Here is a 16,536-nt window from a genome sequence, read left to right as displayed (position 1 = left end):
CTTACTCCTTATTGCCCGCCGCCCAGCGTGGCCAGCAGGTTGATGTCGATGAAGCTCTCGAAGCTGATGCGCTCGGCCGGTGTGGGCGGCATGAAGCTGATGTCGAAGGTCAGATGCCCAAGCGCGAGCTCCGTCGGCGGGTTCTTCGCCGGGTCGTAGGTGCAGGCCCCGTCGATGAGCGCGCCGCGCCCGATCAGTGTGCGGATGAAGGCGTTGACCGAGCCCTTGATGTCGTCGATCAGCGCGTCATTGATCGGCCGGTCGATGAACTGCAGCATCGCGTACTCCACCGACTCATGCAGCACGTCTGCGGTGCGGCGCACGTTGATGAAGTTCTTCGGGTGACTCACGGAAGGCCACGCGGCGGAACGGTTGCCCCAGGCGCGGTAGCCGGTGCCGAACGAGTTGAACACGGTGACGATGCCGTTTTCGTTGAGCAGATTGGCCTCGCTTTGCGGGTCGTTGACCCGAGCGGTGATGGGCCGCTCTGCGCCCACCACGCCTTTGAACTCCTGGTTCGACGGGCTCCACCAGTAGCCGCGTTCCACATCAGTGGCGCAGATCAGCCCAGCCAGTCGCGCGCTCATCGGCTCCAGGCGCTCGGCGTTGGTGCGCGGGTCATACACCTTCAGGTGCGGGTAGCACAGGATCGCCCGCTCGCTGCTGGTGTTGAAGTTGATGGCCCCGGACGGCCCGCGGCCATTTATCGCTTGCTGCACGGTGATGCCGGCCGGCGCGTCGATGATCGCCATCGCGCGGAGTTTCCCGGCGAGCGCGATCAGCTCGGTGGTGACCGAGGTCAGCGTCGCATAGCCTGGCGCGATGAGCAGCTTGGCATTAAAGCCAAAAAGGTTATAGGTGTCCTCGAGCGCCTTCAGGCCGGTGCGCGCGCCGCCGGCGGTGACGGTGCCGATGATGTGGCTGGCGGCAATCGGCGTCTTGCCCGACTCGCCCGTCACGGTGTGGATGGACGGATCAAACACATTGACCACGATCACCGTGCCCGCGCCGTGGTCGAAGATTGCATCGAGCGCCTGCGGGATGGTGTGCCCGGCGCTGCTTGGGTCGGTGATGTCGCCAAACTGCGCGGCATCCTTGGCGGACAGCACGATGGTGGGCGTGTTGACGGGGCCGGACGGCGCGGTGCCAACCAGGCCGACAACGGCGGTCTTCACGGTGCGAATGGGGCGCGGCCCACGGTCGATCTCGATGGTCTCGACGCCGTGCAGGAAGTTTGCAGGCATGGCTTACTCCTTCGGTTGCATGTCTTTGGTCTTTGCTTTCGGCTGCGGCTCTGGCGTCAGGCGCCCAAGCGCCGCAAGCGTCTGGATCACCGGGTTGTCCTCTGGCGCGTCCACCGTCTGGCCGTCGGCTAAGATCATCTCGCGCCCATCGGGCATGGTCATGGCCGTCAGCGGGCCGGTATAGCGGTAAAGCATGTCAAACCTCCTCGAAAGTGACGCGGGTCAAAAGCGGCCCGCCGTCGTAGTCCAAATCAGGAATGAGCGGCAGCAAACATTGCCAGCGCGTCACAAGCGCCCACGTGTCAGCATCAACATCCGCAAGCCGCGCTGAATGCAACCGAAGCGGCGTTGCGCCGGGAACTGGTGTAAACGAGAGCAGCGCCAAACGTGCGGCATTGAACAGTTCCCACACGCCCGCGCCATCGCGTAAGCTACGGGAAAAGAGCGCAACCTCGAACGTCGCTGTCGCGCTCTGCGCAGACGCGCCCGTATCCTCGACGCCACCGGCGCTAAGTTCCACAGCAGCAACGACCGCGGCGCCCTTTGCATGGCTGAAGCGGTAGCCACGGGCAGGCAATGCCTCCACTGGGAGCGGGTCGAGTGCAGTCTTGAGACGCTCGACGATCGCGCGCTCGGCCGCTAGCAACATCAGTAGCTCCCCATTTGGTCTGGGCCAAACACTGGCGCGGGGCCAGATTTAGCCGCGGCAAGCGACAGCGCAGGCTGCTCGTCTAGCGGCAGACTGGCGGGCAGCCCCAGGCTTGCATGGCCTTTTGCGATCGCCTCCAGAAGCCGCCGTGCGTCCTCGTAGCGGCGGCGAGCGTCCTCGATATCGCCCATGCGGCGCAGGGACAGCAGCCGGTAGATGGCGATGTCACACGCAATGCGAGTCAAGAGCGCCGGCACGGTCGGCAGCGGCAGCCGGTAGCGGCTGGCCAAATAGCCGTCGATCTCGGCGTCGGCGTCGGCGAGCGCCTGCGCGATCATCGGGTCATCGCCGATGCCATCGCCGTCGCGGTCGGTCAGATCGATCAGCCGATCCGCGCCGTAGCGCGTCGCCAGCTCAGCCGCCGTCGCGTAGCCCATGCGTCACTCCTTCGCCTCGACAACCTCCAACATCGGATCGGCGCGCAAAGCCTCGGCCTGCTCTTGGGTGGCTTCGACCACCTGAGCCTCGCGGGTAAATGGCCCAAGCCCGGCGCGGTAGCGGCGCCGATCACCCATCGACGCCACGGTGCGCACAGAAAGACGCACGCGGTCAGTGGCAGCAGAGTCGGTAGCCTTGCGCGCGCGCGCCATCGGTTACGCCACCCACGGGCTGACGATCACCTCGACAGCCTTATAGTTCGGGTTCGAGTTACCGCCGTTGATGAGCTGCGCCTCGACGATCTCGAGCGCCGCGGCGCGCAGAGCGGGCGGCACCACGAGATGGGTGGGCCGGATTCCGAGCGGGCGGCCACCGTCCGCTTTGATGCTCATCATCATCGCAACTGCCGCGTTGAAGTTCGCCGCATCGAGCGTGTCGGTGGACTTGAACGCCATCTGCCAGAAACCAAAACCGGCGTTACAGCGGTAGCGAATGCCGAAGCGGTACTCGTCGCGCATGAACACGCCTTCGTCCTGCGTGCTCGTGAGGCTCTCGATCTCTGGGCGCGAGCGCTCTTGGAAAATCAACGGCTTGAGCGAGCGCGAGCAGTCGAGCAGGTACCACGGTTGCCCAGCGGTGCCGGCAACGAAGTTCGAAACCGTCGCTGCCGTGCCGGTGCCATCGACGTTCGGATAGACCGGGTGGTCCGTGTCGAAGAAATTCTGCCCATCGTAGCAGGCCGACGATTCACCGGCGGCCAACAAGCCGAACACCAGCTCGTCCGGGTGTGCCGCTGCCGCGCGACCCATCTCAGCAAAGAGCGGCGTATAGATGCCAACGTTGTCGTCCTCGATGTCGGTGCGTTTGACGGCGACCGTCGCTTCGAACAATTTGTTGGTGATCTGGTAGCCCTGCGCGGCCATGCCCTTGATCACACGGTCGCCGATCCATTCGCGCAGCTTCGGGAACTGCCCGAGCCAGCCGTAGGTGTTGCTGGTGTTAGAGGACGGCACGCGCGTGGCGACCTTCTGCCAGTCGGTGGGCGTGGCCGCAAGCGCGTCCTGGAACGCCTTGCTGTAGCCGGTGCGCAGCGCGGTGATCAATTGCGGGGTGATGATGGCCATTTACGTTACTCCTTGACGACGGCGCGCTTGTGCGCGGCAAAATCGGACTCACTGATACCCAGAGCGGCGCATACGTAGCGCTCCTCGTCGCTGAGCGCGTCCGCATTCGGGGCGACAGAATGCGCCGCGACGGGCGCATCCGCAGAGACGATCACCGGGGCTTTCTCGACGAAGGCGGCAAAGCCTGCCGGGTCGCGCTTGGCATACTCAAGCGCCCACTCTTTCATCGCCGGGGCGAGCTTGCCAGCGCTCATCGCGGCGCGCACCGCGGCCTCGGCTTTTTCGGCGGCGATTTCGGCTTGTAGCCTGGCAAGTTCTTCAGCCACCGCTTTGTGCTGGCTCATTGGCACCCACTCGGCGGGGTTGGGCTGACGGCTGGCGGCCTCCTTGAGGGTCTTAGCGTGCGCCACCAGCGCATCGAGGTCGGCGTCGGGCGCTGCGCCCAGCGCTTCGGCAAGCAGCGTAATGTCCATCGTGTCTCCTTTCGTGTGCGCGACGGGTTGCAGATAGAGGTTCGGATAGTGGGTAAGCCCCGCGCCCTCGAGCGCGAGCACTCTCCCCCTTTTGTCATGGCGAAAAACCGGGGACAGGTAGCGGTATTCTTTATTGGCGATCAGCTCTGCGGCGCGCGGCGTCCATTCGACGCGCCCCCACAGCGCGCCATCGCGCGCCTGCAGTTCCTTGATCCAGCCCGCGGCGGGCACCGGACCGGCCTTGGCGTCGGCATCAAGCGTCTGATGGTCGTAGTCGATGGGCAGGTCGATGCCACCCTTGACGAACGCCGCGAGCACGGCGTCTATATCCAAAATGAACGGCCCGCGTCCGTCCCGCCCGGAAAAAGTCCCCGCCGGAACGAGTTCGACCCATTCCGGCGGTTCCAAGTCGGGGGTAGGAGGAAGCGGCAATGAAACCACATGGGAGGCTCGGCGCTCGGCCAAGCGCGCAATGCGCATCTCGATCGGCTGGGCTTGATGTGGAGCGTTCATGCCTGGCATCATCCCGCATTCGGATGGTGCCGCATAGCCTGAACGGGTTCATATTTTGGGTGCGACGCCCGCTGAAAACGGACCACGCAGTAATCTATTTCTGACGGCGTGCCTGTTATCCCCCTGTTATCGAGGGGATAAAGCCTCGCCCAATCGTTTTTCTACCCGATGCCCATAGGTAGGTAGCTACCTAACCCAGAAAATCGCGCTACGCGCGTTTTACGCGGTTTTGCTCAAAGCGCCTCGGCAAGGTAGTCGGTGAGCGTGTCGAGGATGAGGCTGCGGGCGGCAGCATCGAGCTGCCCATCCTGGGTCACCGGTAGATAGCGCCGCGCCGGGATGTCGCCCCAGGGGATGGATGCGCCGCGTTTGGTCTTGCCGAACGCGCCTTTTTTCGCGCCGAACTGGAGCACCGCGGCCTGCGCCGCCGAGCTGCCCACGGCCACCGAGTCGCGCCCGGCCTCGTAGTGGAGCCGCGTGGTGACGAAGCTCTTGCTGTCGATGAGGGGCTTTTCCCCTTTCTTGCGGGCAAGGGTCACGGGGCTGTTGGGGGCAAACGGCGTGCCGGTCCAGTCGCGCCCGGAAAGGATGCGCTCGCGGCTGCCCTCCGCCAGCGCCTGGCCGATGGCGTGCATGGCAGGGGTTATATCGTCCAGGCGGCGCGAAAGGTCATCGAGCGCCCGGCGCACGGCTTTATCGTCGACCTCGATTTTGATCATGCAACCTCCTGCTTGCTGCACTGACGGGACAGGCTATACTGGCCTGTAAGGGCTGGCGGCAAAATCTCCCTCCATTTGGTGAGGGCAGACCTGGGGCCCAAAGGTGTCGTCGCCGGGCGCGGGAGTCCGGCGCGCCAGCCCCACGAGGCGGTCCAGGTGCCGCCTCACTCTTTTTCAATGGGCCTCCTTAGCCAGACGGCGCGCTTTGATGCGCTGGCGGGGTAGGGTATACTGCAAACAGCCATCGGCAGCCACTGCGCGGCGAGCGCCCCCAAGGACTGCCGGGCACGCCACGGTGACGCCGCGCCGTGGCGTTTTCATTTCGGCCATCGCCGCTTCCCGGTGCGCTGCTGCGCGATGTACTCGTCAGCGGTCATAGTCGGCCTGTCTCTCGGCACAAACGTCGTCACCCCAGTCCACCAGCGCTTGGGGCTGAACTCGAACACCGACAGCGCCGGGCGATCCCGCCCGCCCACATCCCACAGCGCGATGTAGCGGCGGCGCAGCGCCATGGCTTCGCGCGCCCCCATCCACTCCCGCGCCGCGATCCACTCCCACTGCTCCCAGATTTCCTGCGGATGCAGGATCGTCTCGGCCAGCATGCGCATGTGGCGGCGGCGGATGCCGTCCTTGAACACCTTGTAGACCGGCTCCCCTTTCCTGGCCGACTTTGCCCGGTCGATGAATAGCGATGTGCCGATGACGAGCCGCTCGCCGGTCACGTCCTCGATGATCTTGTCCTCACCGAAGCGCAGGCCGAAAACCTCCAGGAAGGCGTCGATGTAGTAGCGCTCCGGCTTGCCGTCCGGCAGCAGCAGGCCGGGATCGAACGGGCGCGGGCGCGGCAGCGGCCCAGGGCACTCGCCCTTGGCGTGCGCGCCGGAATCCGGGCAGATCGGCGGCAACACCGGGCGGCCAGCAGGCGGATTGTCTGCCATGCGCGGCACCAGCCCGTGCAGGCGGTCGGCCGCCGTCGCGCCCGGCATATACCCCCAGCCCTTGTCGATGCCGGGCGGCTCTCCGGTCCTTCGGTCGATGGCATCCCATCCGGGTGGCGGGGTATCGTAGGATGGATCTCCGCCCAGTAGCTTCGCGCCCGCCGGGCCGTTGGCCCCCACCACCCGACAGCCGCAGCCCCAGCCATTGGGCGGATAGTGCGCCTGCCAGAAGGGGTGATCGGCGGGCAATGTCAGGCCGTGCCAGGCTTTGTGTTGCAGGCGCGGATGCTCGGCGCCGGAGTGTTTATACACCCAGTACTTGAACCCGGCCTGGCGCAATTGCGCCAGCCGCCCGGCGGCGTAGCTGGTGGCCAGGTTCGTCTGGTAGATGATGCGCGTGCGCCAAGCGCGCCCGGCCTTGCTGTCTTCGCCGGTCCAGCCGTGCCAGCCGTGCTTTTGCACGATCTCGCCAAAGCGCTGGCGAAACTTATCCAGCGTCTCGCCATCGGCAATGGCCTTGTCCACCGCCTCGGCCAGATCGGCGAGCAAATCCGCCTTGGCCGCCCCCGCGACCATAAACGCACGGTCGTGCTGGCTTTTCCACAGGTCGTCCCATTTGGCCGTGGGCACAAGGTTGCCCAGCTTGCCGCGGAAGAATGCGGCCTGCTCGGCGAATGGCTGGCGGAGGACGGCGGAAAGATCAGGCGCGGCGGGCATAGTGGCGCTCCCAGTCATCGCGGCAGGCCGCATCGCACCAACGCAGCGGCTCGGGTAGCGGCTCGCCGCACCACAGGCACCGTCCGGTCGGGGATGGTCCCGCAGGGTAGCGCTGGCGCAGCGTCGCCTCTAGCTGTATGCGGATGACCTCGTCCGCAATGTCTGCGATGTCCATCAGGCCGACTCCTCCCGCACCATGAAGCGCCCGGCCAGCTCCGCCGCGGCAAAGCCCAGCGCCATCACCTGCGCCAGCTCCTCGGTGGGCAAGTTACCGTAAGCCGAAAGCAGCGCGTCGCGAAGCTGGGGCAGGCTCTCGGCCTCATCGACGATTCGTTGCACCTCGGCCATGATCGCGCGCCAGGCTGGCTCGGCCTCGACCTCCATCCGGTCGGCCATGAGGCCGGCCACGTCGATATCCATCGGGTCGTCCTGGGCGGCCTCGGCCGCGTGGCTTGTCGCATGCAATGCGTGCACGGCGACAGACGAACCCGAAGTTTCGGCGCGGTCCGCGATTCGGTTCGCCATGGGTTCGCCATTCTGGTTTGGCCCAGTTTGACCCGGTTGAGCCGGACTGAGCACCGCCTCGCCCTCGGCTACCTCCGGGATACCGAACTTCTCCCGCACCCAGGATTGCGGAATCGGCATCCCGGCAGCAGAGAGCTTGACCACCTGGTCGGCAAGCGCCGCCATGTCCTCCGGCTCCTCGACGATGAGCCGCAGGATCGGCAGCGGCGCGTCGTCGCCCAGGTTGAGCCGCACGATCGGCGCGATGAGGTCGCGCATGAGCGTGGCCTCGAGGGCCCGCGCGTCGGCGCGCATGATGTCGGCGCGAACTTCGGCGTGCACCTTCGCTTGCGCGAGACTCGACCCGTCGTCGGTGGTCATCGTCTGCCCGAGCACGGCTTTGCTCACCTGCCGGTCCAGGTAGTCGATCAGCCTGTGATACAGGTCGGCGCTGGCCGACTTGGAGCCGGACTCGATCAACTCCAGCGCCATCTCCTGCGGGATCACGGCGGCGGCATCCGAGCCGAGCGAGAAGGCGGCCTGCTTGAGCACGGCCACATCCTCGGGGCTCGCGCCCTGGTGGTATTTGCCCACGCGGATCGGCTGACCGAAGAGTTCGCAAAACCGCGCCCAGTCCCTCATTGCATACGACTTGAACACCCAGGCCCACAGCGCGCTTCGCGCCACCCCGCCAAAAAGCGGAATGCCCGCGGCCACCGGCGGGGCGTGCACGATCATACGGTACGGCGGAATCTCCGCGCCTTCCGCGCTGCCATCTACCAGGCGCAAGATCCGCCCGGTGTCGCGATCCCACGTGAACCAGTGCGCTTCGCGCCGGAGGATCTGCTTCGGGTACCACACATCGCCGGAGGTCTCCCACACGATCTCGGCCACCGCATAGCCCTTGGCTACCGCGTCCATGAGATGCGTGATGAGCACCGCAAGGTCGCTTTCGCGCACGGCATCCTGCACCAGCTCGGCGGCGCGCCTCGCGGCGGGCGAATCGTCCCATGGCTGGATGTCGATGGGCAGCCCGGCCACCGCCAGCGTGCGCGTCTGTAGCACGGCGCGGTAGTGGAGGTCTTTTTCCGCGATGTCGTCTGCGGCGAGCAAGAAGTCGTGTGCATCGCCCATCGCGGCGCGGCGCAAGATGTCCGCGACCATCGCCGGTGTCATCGAGGCCAGCGGCCGCCATTGCCAGACGGAGCGCAGGCCCGTTTGCGACGGGCGGGCGATCTCGCCGGTCAAATCCTGTTTTTTCGGGGTCACCATCCTGCCCACTCCCAGGCGCCTCGAGCGCCATCCAGATCATCGAAACGCGGCGCGAAGGTTCGCCGCGCGACACTCTCATACCCATACACCGGCACACCTTCGCCAGCCGCCGCAACGGCAAGCGCCAGCGCCCAGAAGCGGTCGGCATGGCCCGCGCCATCCCGGTCGGCCAGAAGCTTTGGCACGCCGCCCGCGCCCGGCTCCATGCGCACGGCCCTGAGGTCGTCGATCAGCGCCTCTTTCGGCTCAGCGAGCGCACCCGGCGGCAAGAGCAGCCGCCGCGCCTGCATGCGGTCCTTGAGCGCCACCGCCAGGTCGAGCTTCACCGGGGCGGTGAACAGCACCCCGGCGACGCGATACTGCCCATGCCGCCGCTGCGCCTCCTGCACCGGCATTTCGCCCATGCCGGTCTGGTCGATGCAGCAGCGCGCCACCCGGTAGGCGCGGAAAACGCCATCGAGCCGGGCGAGCTGCGCGGCGAACGATTCGCCCCGCATCACCTGCATCTCGCGTAGCGCCAAGACGCCCGCGCCCACGTCTTCGAGCACCGCGATCACCGACAGGTCGCCCCGCGCAGCGATGTCCATGCCCACATAGACAGGCCGCCCGTCGTAGGGCGGCAGCGGCTGCGCTTCCAGCGCGGCGAGGATTTCCTCATAGGTGAGCCACTCCCGGCCCGCGCGATCCAGAAACACGCACTCGAACTCCTGCGCCCAGGTGTCCGGGTCGCGGGCGGCGCGGCGCAATTCATTGATGTCGCGCGGCAGACCGTCGGCCACCGCGTCGTGGATGGTCACCACATGGCGGCTCCACAGGCCATCGTCGGCGGTCATGATCTCGTGGAACATGTCGCCAACCCCGTTCGGGGTGGAAATGACGCGAATCTTCAGGCTGGGCTTGGAGACCACGGGAACGAGCGCCCGCCACAGCGCCCGGTTGTCCTTGTGGTGGGCGAACTCATCGAGGATCAGGTTGTCGCTCATGCCGCGCGCCGTCTCGGGCCGCGCGGCGATCGCCCGCACGTAGGAGCCGCCGGGGAATTTCACCATCGCCGCCTGCTGCTCGATGCCCAAGCTGTCGTCCATCAGCAGCTCGTAGACCGCGCCAATCGCCTGGGCGTGCAAAGCAGCGCCGGTGCGGATGGCATCGATCGCGCGGTCACGGGAGATCGACAGGATCGTCCAGCGCGCGATGCGCCCTTCGGCCTCGGCGGTGAGGCAGTCGAGCACCGCCTCGAGGGTCGTCGTGAAGGTCTTGCCGGTCTGCCGGCTCCAGCACGCGGCCTTCCAGCGGCTTTTGTCCGCCAGGTAGCGGCGCTGGTAGGGGTAGAGGACGGGCGCAGCGATGCGTATGGTGGCATCACCCACCGTACAACCCCTCCCGGATGGTCTTGAGCGTCTCGGCGTCCAGCGCTTTGCCCGCATTGCGTGCGACGCGTTCCACCTCGTCGAGCTTTTGCCGCACCTCATCGGCCCACTTCTTCTGCCCGATGGACGCGCGGCTCGCTTCGGCAATGGCGCGCGCGGCTTGGGCCAGCACCTTGACCTGCCGTTCGGGGTCGGCCTCCTCGGCGGCCTCCGTCACCCGCGCCATGGCGTCGAACAGCGCCGACTGCACCATGCGCAGCACGGCGGCCGAGTGCTCGTCGGCCTCATCCGGCGCGGCCTGCGCCAGCAGGCGCGCGGCCTCTGTGCTGGCCTTGATGCGCAGCATCACCGCCTGCACCCGCTGGTCGTAGCGGTGCAGGCTGCTCTTGCTGATCTCGTAGCCCTGCTCCTTGAGCCACGCGGCCAGTGCCTCATAGCCGCCGTGGGTGCGGTCGGCCAAGAGGCGCTCCAGCTCGGCCTTGAGCGCAGGGGGGAGGGCATCTACCTTGCTGCGGCGCGCCATCATCCGCCTCCGGCGATCAGGGAGCGCGCGATCTGCGCGATCGCATCGAGCGTGAGCGCCACGCCACGCCGCTTGGCTTCATCCTTGATCTGCTCGTCCAGAGCCTCCAGGATGAGGCGGACTTTGTCCCAATCGCGGCGCATGGCTCACCACCTCGGCGGGCGAGCGATGTCCGGCGGGCAATCGGCGCGGTAGTCCACCACGGCCTCACCCTCTGGGGTCAGCTCGGCCGACCAAATGGGCAGATCATCCACCAGGTCGACGAGCCCGCGCTTGGCCAAGCTCTTCAACTCAGCGCGCACCTGGTCAGCCGTTACCCGTAACGGAATGTCCCGGCACGCACCCATGATCACCGCCTCGGTGGTGCCGTAGGGCCGTGCGTGCCAAAGCGCAGACAGAATCACCCAGCGCAAAAACTCGCGCTCGGCGCGCGCCGTGTCGATCAGCGCATCGAGCCGTTTATCGGTCATGCTTCATCTCCATGAGCACCTCATAAACGCGGTCGATCTTCGCGTTGAGGCTGGTGTATTCGCGGATGGCGTCGTCGCGCAGCTGGTAGCGCATCACGTCCGTCTCGCGCTGCTTCTCCAGCTCTTCGATGCGCCTGCGATGCAAGGCGACCTCCTCGCGCATGGCGTCGATCACGCTCTCGACGATGCGCTGGTAGCGGCCGTCGGCCTGCTGCATCTCGCGCACGAAATCCTCGCGCCGCTGATAGTGCAGCGGCAGCTCGGCGATCAGCCGCTCGAAGCGGCTCTCCAGGTCGTCGATGCGCTTCAAGCGCTGCTCGATCTCTTCGAGCATGCGTGCGGCAAACCATTTCAAGAGTGCGAACACCCCGCCAACCACCGCGCCGCCGACGGCCACTAGGATCGGCCAGGCCTGCGAGAGCAAAACATCACCTTCCATGGGTCACCTCGTCCCACGCTCGGATCGCGTCGATGCGGGCGCGGCACGCGTCGTAGGCGCTGATGGCGTCGGCAATCCATCCGCCGAGCGCGGCTTCGTCCACGCCTGCGCGGCTGCCGGAATCGGCGGCAGATTCGGTATGGGCTCGATCAAACTCGGCGGCACCCGCGGGCAGGTCGCTGGCGGCAATCCGGGCGTTGAGCAGCCCGCGAGCAGCGCCAGACAGGCCGCAAGACTGAGCGGTCGGCAGGGCATAGAGGGACTCCTTGAGACGTTTTTCGGTGGCGGCAAGACGCGCTTTCGTCGCCTGCAATGCGTGCACGGCGGCGCGTTCGGCCTCTTGCGCGGCAGCGAGCCTGCGGGCCGCCTCCTCGGCAGCGTGTCTGGCATCGGCCTCACGGTCGCGCTGGCACTGGACGACGGCGGCCTCGGCGCGGGCGATTCTTCCCTCATCGAGCCGCCCCTTGAACGCATAACCGCTTGCAAATCCAGCACCCACGCAGACGAGCGCAGCCGCCAGGACAGAGAACCCTTGGATCATGCCGTTCCTTTCGTGGTATGATGCTTTGCATGACTGAGCATGTGCGCATCACCTACGACGGACCCGCGCTCGCCAACCACACGATGGACGTGCGCCAACTTGCGCCGGCATTGCTGGCATTTGGCGACCTGTGCGAAGAAGCGGGGCGAGCCATCTTCGGTGACACTTTCGCACTGCGCGTGGAGGTCAAGGCAAGCTTTCGCACTGGGAGTTTCGGCATCGATCTCTCCGTAGTGCAGCAACTGACGCAGCAGATCATCGATTGGCTCACAGGTGATGGCGCCACCGCGGCAGCCAACGCCAAAGCAGTGCTTGAACTCATCGGCGTTACCAGTGGCGGCTCGCTTAGCCTGATCGGGCTGTTGCGCTGGCTCAGGAACCGGCGTATCAAGCGCGTCGAGACCACCGCCAACGGTCGCCGCGTCATTACGGAAGACGACGACGCTGTGGACGTCGAAGAACGCGTAGTCGTGCTGCTGCAAAATCGCCAGGTGCGCGAAAGTTTGCAACGCGTGATCGACCCAATCGAGCGTGATGGGATCGAGCGTGTAGCCTTTGGCAGCGACGAGACTGTGCTTGTTGTCATCGAACGACGGGAAGCGGCTTTTTTCCGCGCCCCGCAAGCCGAGGACGTGCTGATCCAGGAAGAAACACGCCTGATTCCATTCTCGATCGTCTCGCTCTCCTTCCGTGATGACAACAAGTGGCGAATGTACGACGGGCAGGCCACGGTGTTCGTGACAATGGCCGACCAAGAATTTCTCGAACGAGTGCACCGCAACCTGGAGCGTTTCGCCAAAGGCGATATCCTGATCGCCAAAACTCGCGTGCAGCATTGGCATACTGCATCGGGCGGCTTGCGCACCGATTACACGGTGCTCAAAGTTCTGGAGCACCGCATGGGCGAACCGCAAATCCCGCTGCCGTACGGCCAATAAACAACGCTGCGGCCTCACGGCGTCTCCTCCCCGATGCACTGCCGGTATTCCGCCTCGCGGCGCCTCTTGAGCCCGGCCAGTTCGACGCCGCCTGCGCGCGTCCAGCGCAGGATTTCGCGGCAAGCCCCGGCATAGTCCGGTGGGGTCTCCTTGAGCTTCCTGACCAGAGTAGATCGGCAAAACGCCGTGCTGCCGATGTTGTAGGCCAGACTCACGAACGCGTCGAACTCGTGCTGATAGAGCGGCACACTTCCAATGCAGGAAGCGATCTCGCGCCCGATGCGGTCGGCATCCTGAGCCAGTCGCACCACGGCGCGTTGCGGGGTGATGGTGTCACCTGCCCGGATCGGACTGCCGTCATCACGGCGGGTCGTGCCGAACCCGACCGTCTGAACGCCCGCCCCGTCATCGTACGCGCGCGAGCGGTACCCCTCGAAACTGGCGATACCAGCGACTGCGGCAGCAGAAACGACAAGATAAAGAGGCAAAAGACGCGGCTTCATGCCGCGAGTATGAAAAGAGTTGCCGATTTGCGGCAGCTTGAATCAGTTCAGGATCGCATCAAAAGAGTTCTGGCTGGCGCACCTCTGGCCGCCCCAGAATCTCATAAACCCAGCGCTCAGAAAGCCCCCAACGACGGGCGATCTCAGAGACACGCGCGCCGGCGTCGTACGCGGCACGGATCTCTGCGTCGCGAGCCGCGCGTAGCGCCCCATCGCATTTGGGAATATACAACAAATCCCCTCCGGCGTAACTCGCCAACCGCTTCTGCGCTTCAGGCGGCAAGACACTAAGCGGCCCAGAAAACGGCGGGCTTTTGGGCACATACACCGAAAGCCCGCCAGCGGCACGCACCAAAAGAACGACCGCCTCGTGGCCGATCAGCTCAGTCAGTAACGTCGTGTCTGCCAGCGCCATCGCTGCTCCTTACAGAAGGACCGAACCGCTTACCCTTCAGCATCTCCTGGATTTTAGCCAAAACCTCACGCGCCCGCTGCTTTTCCTCATCGGTGAGAGGGGGAGCCGGCAAACGCTTTTGCGGCGCACGCGCCGGCAGATAACGCAAAAAGACCGCGGGCGTAGGCCAACGGGTTTCGTAGAGCGCGATCAACCGGAACGCCTCACCAATGCGCTGCGCGTCCAGCGTCTCGTCCCACGCCCGGCCCGGCCACAATGCCTGAACCCAAACCAGCGCAGTAGCCTGTACTGTGTCGGCCGGCGGATGCCCCTCCATGCGCAACGTCATGAGCGCCGCAAGCCCCCGGCGGATACGCCGCTCAAACCACAAAGGTGCATGCGATTGGTCAGACATCGCCGTCTCCCATCAGCGCCTCGATCGCCTGCCTGGTTTTGCTGCGCGTATCCACGCCTCGACTGCGTGCCCAGCGCTCAAGGCCCGTGATCACCTTCGACGCATCGGCGCGCGTCATGAACCGGGGCAAATCCAGACCAGTGGTCCGTTTGACGAACGAACGAAACCCATCATCGGACAGGCCAAGCGACGCCACCAACCGCTCGATCGTCGCCCACTGCGCTGGGGTGGGACGACCAAACCCAGAGCCGCCAAGTGGCGCAGGGGCAGGGATGCCGATATCCGCGCCGCGGCGCTTCAACTCCCAACACCACGCCACGAGTTGCTCATCGGAAAAATCCCGCAAACTCTCATGCCCCGCAAACGCCGCCTGGGCCATGCGCCGAGTCTGCTCATCCATGCCGAGATCGATCGCCGCCTTGTGCGCCAAGCCAAGCAGCGCCCGGCGGCGGTCTGCGCTCAAACTCATCCCCATAGTCGCTCCTTCTCCTCGTTTCCGAACATGACCCCGTGCATGCCCGCCCGAACGGACAGGCATGGGCTGGGTCACGCCGCGGTCTGGCCCAGAACGACGTCCCTGGCCAACACCACGGACGCCAACATCGCCGCGCCGTCGTCACCGTGCGCGGCAATTTGCCGCAACGCCGCCTCGAACCGATCCCGCTCGCGAATGATGAACGCCACCAGCATCGCATCGCCCACGGTCGTTTTACCCTGCGCGATGCGCTCGACGATGCCCGACGCCGTCATTTCTCCGCCCTCCACGAAACGGCGGCGCTTTTGCCCACCGTCAGGCACGCTCTGATCGCTGGCTGCAACGGCTCGTCACCGTCGCATGCCATTTCGACGAGCCTGGGTTCCGGCTTGTAGGTCACAACAACCTGCACCAAATCGGAAAAGCGCGCTCCCAAAACCTTCTTGAGCCGCTCGGCGTCCTGGATTTTTACCGCCTCGCGCTCAGTGATGCTGGCGCGGCACACCCCATGCACCACCAGTGACGCGCCCACGCCGTGCGCCTCGATGAGCTTTGCGCTGATCTCCTTGAGCTGCGCTTCGAGCTCGTCGATCTGTTTTTTGAGCGCCCAACCCTGCATCACCAACTGGATCTCGGCAGGCGAAAGCGGCACGACCTCGCCGGTGTCGCGCACGATTCTCTCACCGGCTGGCTGCCCGGTTTTTTTCACCACAACCTCATCCTGCTTCACTTTCTTCGCTACTGCTACCATGATCGACTCCCAAATCCGCCTCGGCCAAGGCGGTGTAAGCCCTCTCGTCGTTCCGTCAATCCAATTCCGCAATCCGGCACCCCGTGCACTCCTCACGGGGGCAAGAGGCGCAAATCTGTTCGGTCTCCACTTTGCTTGCGGCCCGCTGCAACACCGCAACCAGCAACCGGTAACGCTCCGTCAACGCCCCGTCCGGATAATTTCCTGCGCGGATACGGCCCACTGCGGCGTCCGACACGCCCAGGATGCGCGCAGCCTCCGCGCGCGAAACCAGATAATCCCGACTCACTGCAATGCTCCCTCAACGGAACCGTCACGCAACCGCATCAACGGCATAGCGGTTCGCCATCCACCTCACCGCCGCCTCCAACACCGCGGGCGTGAGCGTCTGCAAGGCGTTGGTCTCCATGATCCGGCGGCACTCGCCAGCAAGCTCCATCGCCTCGCGGAAATTCCCCTTGCGGCAGCCCGTCCAAAACGCCGTGATCAGGTCCTTGTCCGCGATTTCACCGAAGATAGGCCGGATCACGTGCGCATACGTCTCGGCGCGATCCAGATGCCGGGTCGAGATGCGCTTCGCCCCGATGCGGCTACCCAACTGCAACAGCAGCGGGCGCGTCCTCGCCTCGGAAAACTTGCGCGAATAGAGCTCGGTGCCTATGAGGATCACCGCAATGCCGCACTCATCGGCCAGATAGCGCAGCGTCTCCAGCACCCGCCAGCTGAGCTTGTTCGCCTCATCGACCACCAGCAGCCGCCGCTCGGCGCCAGGCCCACGCGTGAGCAGCCGTTCGGCAACCCCTGCGCCGTCCATCCCCAAGCTGCGTGCCACCGCCACCAGCATCTGGTGGCGGGTGATCCCGTCCCAGGCCGCAACGCGCACCGCGCCGAGCCGGTTGACAACCGCCCAGCCCGCAACGCTCTTACCCGTACCCGCCGGCCCCGTAATCTCGCCGATCGGCCACTCGGCATCGAGCACCTGTTCAGCAAGCGCCAGAGCCTCTTTTACGGTTTTCGTCTCACGAATTTCACGAATTTCGCCTTTTCGTGTCATAATTGCCGCTCCTTTCAGTTGCCACCATTCAATGGCACACTGCCCGGTTTGCCGCCGGGCGCCCTTGTGGCCCGC

Annotated in this window: 27 protein-coding genes; 1 reads left to right on the top strand and 26 read right to left on the bottom strand. The window is 65.5% G+C overall.

Annotated elements, in window-relative coordinates; genetic code table 11:
* Positions 1-8: 8 nt before the first annotated feature.
* From HPTL_RS05010 to HPTL_RS04935, 18 genes are all read right to left on the bottom strand, one after another.
* On the bottom strand, positions 9-1,244 hold the full coding sequence (locus tag HPTL_RS05010; protein ID WP_119334993.1) for a phage tail sheath subtilisin-like domain-containing protein: 1,236 nt from the start codon (positions 1,242-1,244) through the stop codon (positions 9-11).
* 3 nt (positions 1,245-1,247) lie between these two features.
* The gene (locus HPTL_RS05005) at positions 1,248-1,439 is read right to left on the bottom strand and encodes a hypothetical protein (protein WP_119334992.1); all 192 of its coding nucleotides are present in this window, start codon (positions 1,437-1,439) and stop codon (positions 1,248-1,250) included.
* 1 nt (position 1,440) lies between these two features.
* Positions 1,441-1,893: a Gp37 family protein gene (locus tag HPTL_RS05000; protein WP_119334991.1), complete on the bottom strand. Its 453-nt coding sequence runs from the start codon at positions 1,891-1,893 to the stop codon at positions 1,441-1,443.
* Complete coding sequence (locus HPTL_RS04995; protein WP_119334990.1) at positions 1,893-2,330, bottom strand: gp436 family protein; 438 nt, start codon at positions 2,328-2,330, stop codon at positions 1,893-1,895. The genes HPTL_RS05000 and HPTL_RS04995 overlap by 1 nt, the downstream gene beginning before the upstream one ends.
* A 3-nt stretch (positions 2,331-2,333) precedes the next feature.
* Positions 2,334-2,468: a hypothetical protein gene (locus HPTL_RS11550; protein ID WP_269461306.1), complete on the bottom strand. Its 135-nt coding sequence runs from the start codon at positions 2,466-2,468 to the stop codon at positions 2,334-2,336.
* Between the two features lie 78 nt (positions 2,469-2,546).
* Complete coding sequence (locus tag HPTL_RS04985; RefSeq protein ID WP_119334988.1) at positions 2,547-3,455, bottom strand: Mu-like prophage major head subunit gpT family protein; 909 nt, start codon at positions 3,453-3,455, stop codon at positions 2,547-2,549.
* A 5-nt stretch (positions 3,456-3,460) separates the two neighbouring features.
* A complete protein-coding gene (locus HPTL_RS04980) occupies positions 3,461-4,441 on the bottom strand; it encodes a phage protease (protein WP_170141280.1) in 981 nt (326 codons plus the stop codon).
* A 233-nt stretch (positions 4,442-4,674) separates the two neighbouring features.
* On the bottom strand, positions 4,675-5,160 hold the full coding sequence (locus HPTL_RS04975) for a phage virion morphogenesis protein (RefSeq protein ID WP_119334986.1): 486 nt from the start codon (positions 5,158-5,160) through the stop codon (positions 4,675-4,677).
* A gap of 174 nt (positions 5,161-5,334) precedes the next feature.
* On the bottom strand, positions 5,335-5,490 hold the full coding sequence (locus tag HPTL_RS11265) for a hypothetical protein (RefSeq protein WP_170141279.1): 156 nt from the start codon (positions 5,488-5,490) through the stop codon (positions 5,335-5,337).
* Positions 5,478-6,815: a PBECR2 nuclease fold domain-containing protein gene (locus HPTL_RS11260; RefSeq protein WP_170141278.1), complete on the bottom strand. Its 1,338-nt coding sequence runs from the start codon at positions 6,813-6,815 to the stop codon at positions 5,478-5,480. The genes HPTL_RS11265 and HPTL_RS11260 overlap by 13 nt, the downstream gene beginning before the upstream one ends.
* On the bottom strand, positions 6,799-6,990 hold the full coding sequence (locus tag HPTL_RS04965; protein ID WP_119334985.1) for a hypothetical protein: 192 nt from the start codon (positions 6,988-6,990) through the stop codon (positions 6,799-6,801). The genes HPTL_RS11260 and HPTL_RS04965 overlap by 17 nt, the downstream gene beginning before the upstream one ends.
* The gene (locus HPTL_RS04960; RefSeq protein ID WP_119334984.1) at positions 6,990-8,591 is read right to left on the bottom strand and encodes a DUF935 domain-containing protein; all 1,602 of its coding nucleotides are present in this window, start codon (positions 8,589-8,591) and stop codon (positions 6,990-6,992) included. The genes HPTL_RS04965 and HPTL_RS04960 overlap by 1 nt, the downstream gene beginning before the upstream one ends.
* Complete coding sequence (locus tag HPTL_RS04955; RefSeq protein WP_197713799.1) at positions 8,585-9,958, bottom strand: phage terminase large subunit family protein; 1,374 nt, start codon at positions 9,956-9,958, stop codon at positions 8,585-8,587. Before HPTL_RS04955 ends, HPTL_RS04960 begins: the two co-directional genes overlap by 7 nt.
* Positions 9,951-10,484 (bottom strand): phage protein Gp27 family protein, encoded by a 534-nt coding sequence (locus tag HPTL_RS04950; protein WP_197713798.1) that lies wholly within the window; start codon positions 10,482-10,484, stop codon positions 9,951-9,953. Before HPTL_RS04950 ends, HPTL_RS04955 begins: the two co-directional genes overlap by 8 nt.
* Complete coding sequence (locus tag HPTL_RS11255; RefSeq protein WP_170141277.1) at positions 10,481-10,624, bottom strand: hypothetical protein; 144 nt, start codon at positions 10,622-10,624, stop codon at positions 10,481-10,483. Before HPTL_RS11255 ends, HPTL_RS04950 begins: the two co-directional genes overlap by 4 nt.
* Before the next feature lie 3 nt (positions 10,625-10,627).
* Positions 10,628-10,951 (bottom strand): cytoplasmic protein, encoded by a 324-nt coding sequence (locus HPTL_RS04945; protein ID WP_119334981.1) that lies wholly within the window; start codon positions 10,949-10,951, stop codon positions 10,628-10,630.
* Entirely contained in the window at positions 10,941-11,390 is a 450-nt protein-coding gene (locus HPTL_RS04940; RefSeq protein WP_119334980.1) for a hypothetical protein, read from the bottom strand. The genes HPTL_RS04945 and HPTL_RS04940 overlap by 11 nt, the downstream gene beginning before the upstream one ends.
* Positions 11,380-11,931 carry a hypothetical protein gene (locus HPTL_RS04935; RefSeq protein ID WP_119334979.1) on the bottom strand — a complete coding sequence of 184 codons (552 nt, stop codon included), beginning with the start codon at positions 11,929-11,931 and terminating at the stop codon, positions 11,380-11,382. Before HPTL_RS04935 ends, HPTL_RS04940 begins: the two co-directional genes overlap by 11 nt.
* 29 nt (positions 11,932-11,960) lie before the next feature.
* Between HPTL_RS04935 and HPTL_RS04930 the strand changes: the two genes are divergently transcribed.
* Complete coding sequence (locus HPTL_RS04930) at positions 11,961-12,869, top strand: hypothetical protein (RefSeq protein WP_119334978.1); 909 nt, start codon at positions 11,961-11,963, stop codon at positions 12,867-12,869.
* A 14-nt stretch (positions 12,870-12,883) separates the two neighbouring features.
* Here HPTL_RS04930 and HPTL_RS04925 read toward each other — a convergent pair whose 3' ends face one another.
* The 8 genes from HPTL_RS04925 to HPTL_RS04890 form a co-directional block, all read right to left on the bottom strand.
* On the bottom strand, positions 12,884-13,357 hold the full coding sequence (locus tag HPTL_RS04925) for a lysozyme (RefSeq protein WP_197713797.1): 474 nt from the start codon (positions 13,355-13,357) through the stop codon (positions 12,884-12,886).
* A gap of 73 nt (positions 13,358-13,430) precedes the next feature.
* A complete protein-coding gene (locus HPTL_RS04920; RefSeq protein ID WP_119334976.1) occupies positions 13,431-13,787 on the bottom strand; it encodes a Mor transcription activator family protein in 357 nt (118 codons plus the stop codon).
* Positions 13,756-14,181: a hypothetical protein gene (locus HPTL_RS04915; protein WP_119334975.1), complete on the bottom strand. Its 426-nt coding sequence runs from the start codon at positions 14,179-14,181 to the stop codon at positions 13,756-13,758. Before HPTL_RS04915 ends, HPTL_RS04920 begins: the two co-directional genes overlap by 32 nt.
* Positions 14,174-14,650 carry a phage protein GemA/Gp16 family protein gene (locus HPTL_RS04910; protein ID WP_170141276.1) on the bottom strand — a complete coding sequence of 159 codons (477 nt, stop codon included), beginning with the start codon at positions 14,648-14,650 and terminating at the stop codon, positions 14,174-14,176. The genes HPTL_RS04915 and HPTL_RS04910 overlap by 8 nt, the downstream gene beginning before the upstream one ends.
* A gap of 77 nt (positions 14,651-14,727) precedes the next feature.
* The gene (locus HPTL_RS04905) at positions 14,728-14,931 is read right to left on the bottom strand and encodes a hypothetical protein (protein WP_119334973.1); all 204 of its coding nucleotides are present in this window, start codon (positions 14,929-14,931) and stop codon (positions 14,728-14,730) included.
* Entirely contained in the window at positions 14,928-15,407 is a 480-nt protein-coding gene (locus HPTL_RS04900) for a hypothetical protein (protein WP_119334972.1), read from the bottom strand. Before HPTL_RS04900 ends, HPTL_RS04905 begins: the two co-directional genes overlap by 4 nt.
* Before the next feature lie 55 nt (positions 15,408-15,462).
* The gene (locus HPTL_RS04895) at positions 15,463-15,696 is read right to left on the bottom strand and encodes a hypothetical protein (RefSeq protein ID WP_197713796.1); all 234 of its coding nucleotides are present in this window, start codon (positions 15,694-15,696) and stop codon (positions 15,463-15,465) included.
* A gap of 24 nt (positions 15,697-15,720) precedes the next feature.
* On the bottom strand, positions 15,721-16,461 hold the full coding sequence (locus HPTL_RS04890) for an ATP-binding protein (protein WP_119334971.1): 741 nt from the start codon (positions 16,459-16,461) through the stop codon (positions 15,721-15,723).
* Positions 16,462-16,536 lie beyond the last annotated feature (75 nt).

The organism is Hydrogenophilus thermoluteolus (assembly GCF_003574215.1).
GTDB classification, from domain to species: domain Bacteria; phylum Pseudomonadota; class Gammaproteobacteria; order Burkholderiales; family Rhodocyclaceae; genus Hydrogenophilus; species Hydrogenophilus thermoluteolus.
This window is presented reverse-complemented; position numbering and strand designations above follow the sequence as displayed.

Bases quoted from the DNA above. Each gene is read 5' to 3' on its own strand.
- HPTL_RS05010 (WP_119334993.1), bottom strand. From the start codon at position 1,244: ATGCCTGCAAACTTCCTGCACGGCGTCGAGACCATCGAGATCGACCGT.
- HPTL_RS05005 (WP_119334992.1), bottom strand. From the start codon at position 1,439: ATGCTTTACCGCTATACCGGCCCGCTGACGGCCATGACCATGCCCGAT.
- HPTL_RS05000 (WP_119334991.1), bottom strand. From the start codon at position 1,893: ATGTTGCTAGCGGCCGAGCGCGCGATCGTCGAGCGTCTCAAGACTGCA.
- HPTL_RS04995 (WP_119334990.1), bottom strand. From the start codon at position 2,330: ATGGGCTACGCGACGGCGGCTGAGCTGGCGACGCGCTACGGCGCGGAT.
- HPTL_RS11550 (WP_269461306.1), bottom strand. From the start codon at position 2,468: ATGGGTGATCGGCGCCGCTACCGCGCCGGGCTTGGGCCATTTACCCGC.
- HPTL_RS04985 (WP_119334988.1), bottom strand. From the start codon at position 3,455: ATGGCCATCATCACCCCGCAATTGATCACCGCGCTGCGCACCGGCTAC.
- HPTL_RS04980 (WP_170141280.1), bottom strand. From the start codon at position 4,441: ATGAACGCTCCACATCAAGCCCAGCCGATCGAGATGCGCATTGCGCGC.
- HPTL_RS04975 (WP_119334986.1), bottom strand. From the start codon at position 5,160: ATGATCAAAATCGAGGTCGACGATAAAGCCGTGCGCCGGGCGCTCGAT.
- HPTL_RS11265 (WP_170141279.1), bottom strand. From the start codon at position 5,490: ATGGCCGAAATGAAAACGCCACGGCGCGGCGTCACCGTGGCGTGCCCG.
- HPTL_RS11260 (WP_170141278.1), bottom strand. From the start codon at position 6,815: ATGCCCGCCGCGCCTGATCTTTCCGCCGTCCTCCGCCAGCCATTCGCC.
- HPTL_RS04965 (WP_119334985.1), bottom strand. From the start codon at position 6,990: ATGGACATCGCAGACATTGCGGACGAGGTCATCCGCATACAGCTAGAG.
- HPTL_RS04960 (WP_119334984.1), bottom strand. From the start codon at position 8,591: ATGGTGACCCCGAAAAAACAGGATTTGACCGGCGAGATCGCCCGCCCG.
- HPTL_RS04950 (WP_197713798.1), bottom strand. From the start codon at position 10,484: ATGATGGCGCGCCGCAGCAAGGTAGATGCCCTCCCCCCTGCGCTCAAG.
- HPTL_RS11255 (WP_170141277.1), bottom strand. From the start codon at position 10,624: ATGCGCCGCGATTGGGACAAAGTCCGCCTCATCCTGGAGGCTCTGGAC.
- HPTL_RS04945 (WP_119334981.1), bottom strand. From the start codon at position 10,951: ATGACCGATAAACGGCTCGATGCGCTGATCGACACGGCGCGCGCCGAG.
- HPTL_RS04940 (WP_119334980.1), bottom strand. From the start codon at position 11,390: ATGGAAGGTGATGTTTTGCTCTCGCAGGCCTGGCCGATCCTAGTGGCC.
- HPTL_RS04935 (WP_119334979.1), bottom strand. From the start codon at position 11,931: ATGATCCAAGGGTTCTCTGTCCTGGCGGCTGCGCTCGTCTGCGTGGGT.
- HPTL_RS04930 (WP_119334978.1), top strand. From the start codon at position 11,961: ATGACTGAGCATGTGCGCATCACCTACGACGGACCCGCGCTCGCCAAC.
- HPTL_RS04920 (WP_119334976.1), bottom strand. From the start codon at position 13,787: ATGGCGCTGGCAGACACGACGTTACTGACTGAGCTGATCGGCCACGAG.
- HPTL_RS04915 (WP_119334975.1), bottom strand. From the start codon at position 14,181: ATGTCTGACCAATCGCATGCACCTTTGTGGTTTGAGCGGCGTATCCGC.
- HPTL_RS04910 (WP_170141276.1), bottom strand. From the start codon at position 14,650: ATGAGTTTGAGCGCAGACCGCCGCCGGGCGCTGCTTGGCTTGGCGCAC.
- HPTL_RS04905 (WP_119334973.1), bottom strand. From the start codon at position 14,931: ATGACGGCGTCGGGCATCGTCGAGCGCATCGCGCAGGGTAAAACGACC.
- HPTL_RS04900 (WP_119334972.1), bottom strand. From the start codon at position 15,407: ATGGTAGCAGTAGCGAAGAAAGTGAAGCAGGATGAGGTTGTGGTGAAA.
- HPTL_RS04890 (WP_119334971.1), bottom strand. From the start codon at position 16,461: ATGACACGAAAAGGCGAAATTCGTGAAATTCGTGAGACGAAAACCGTA.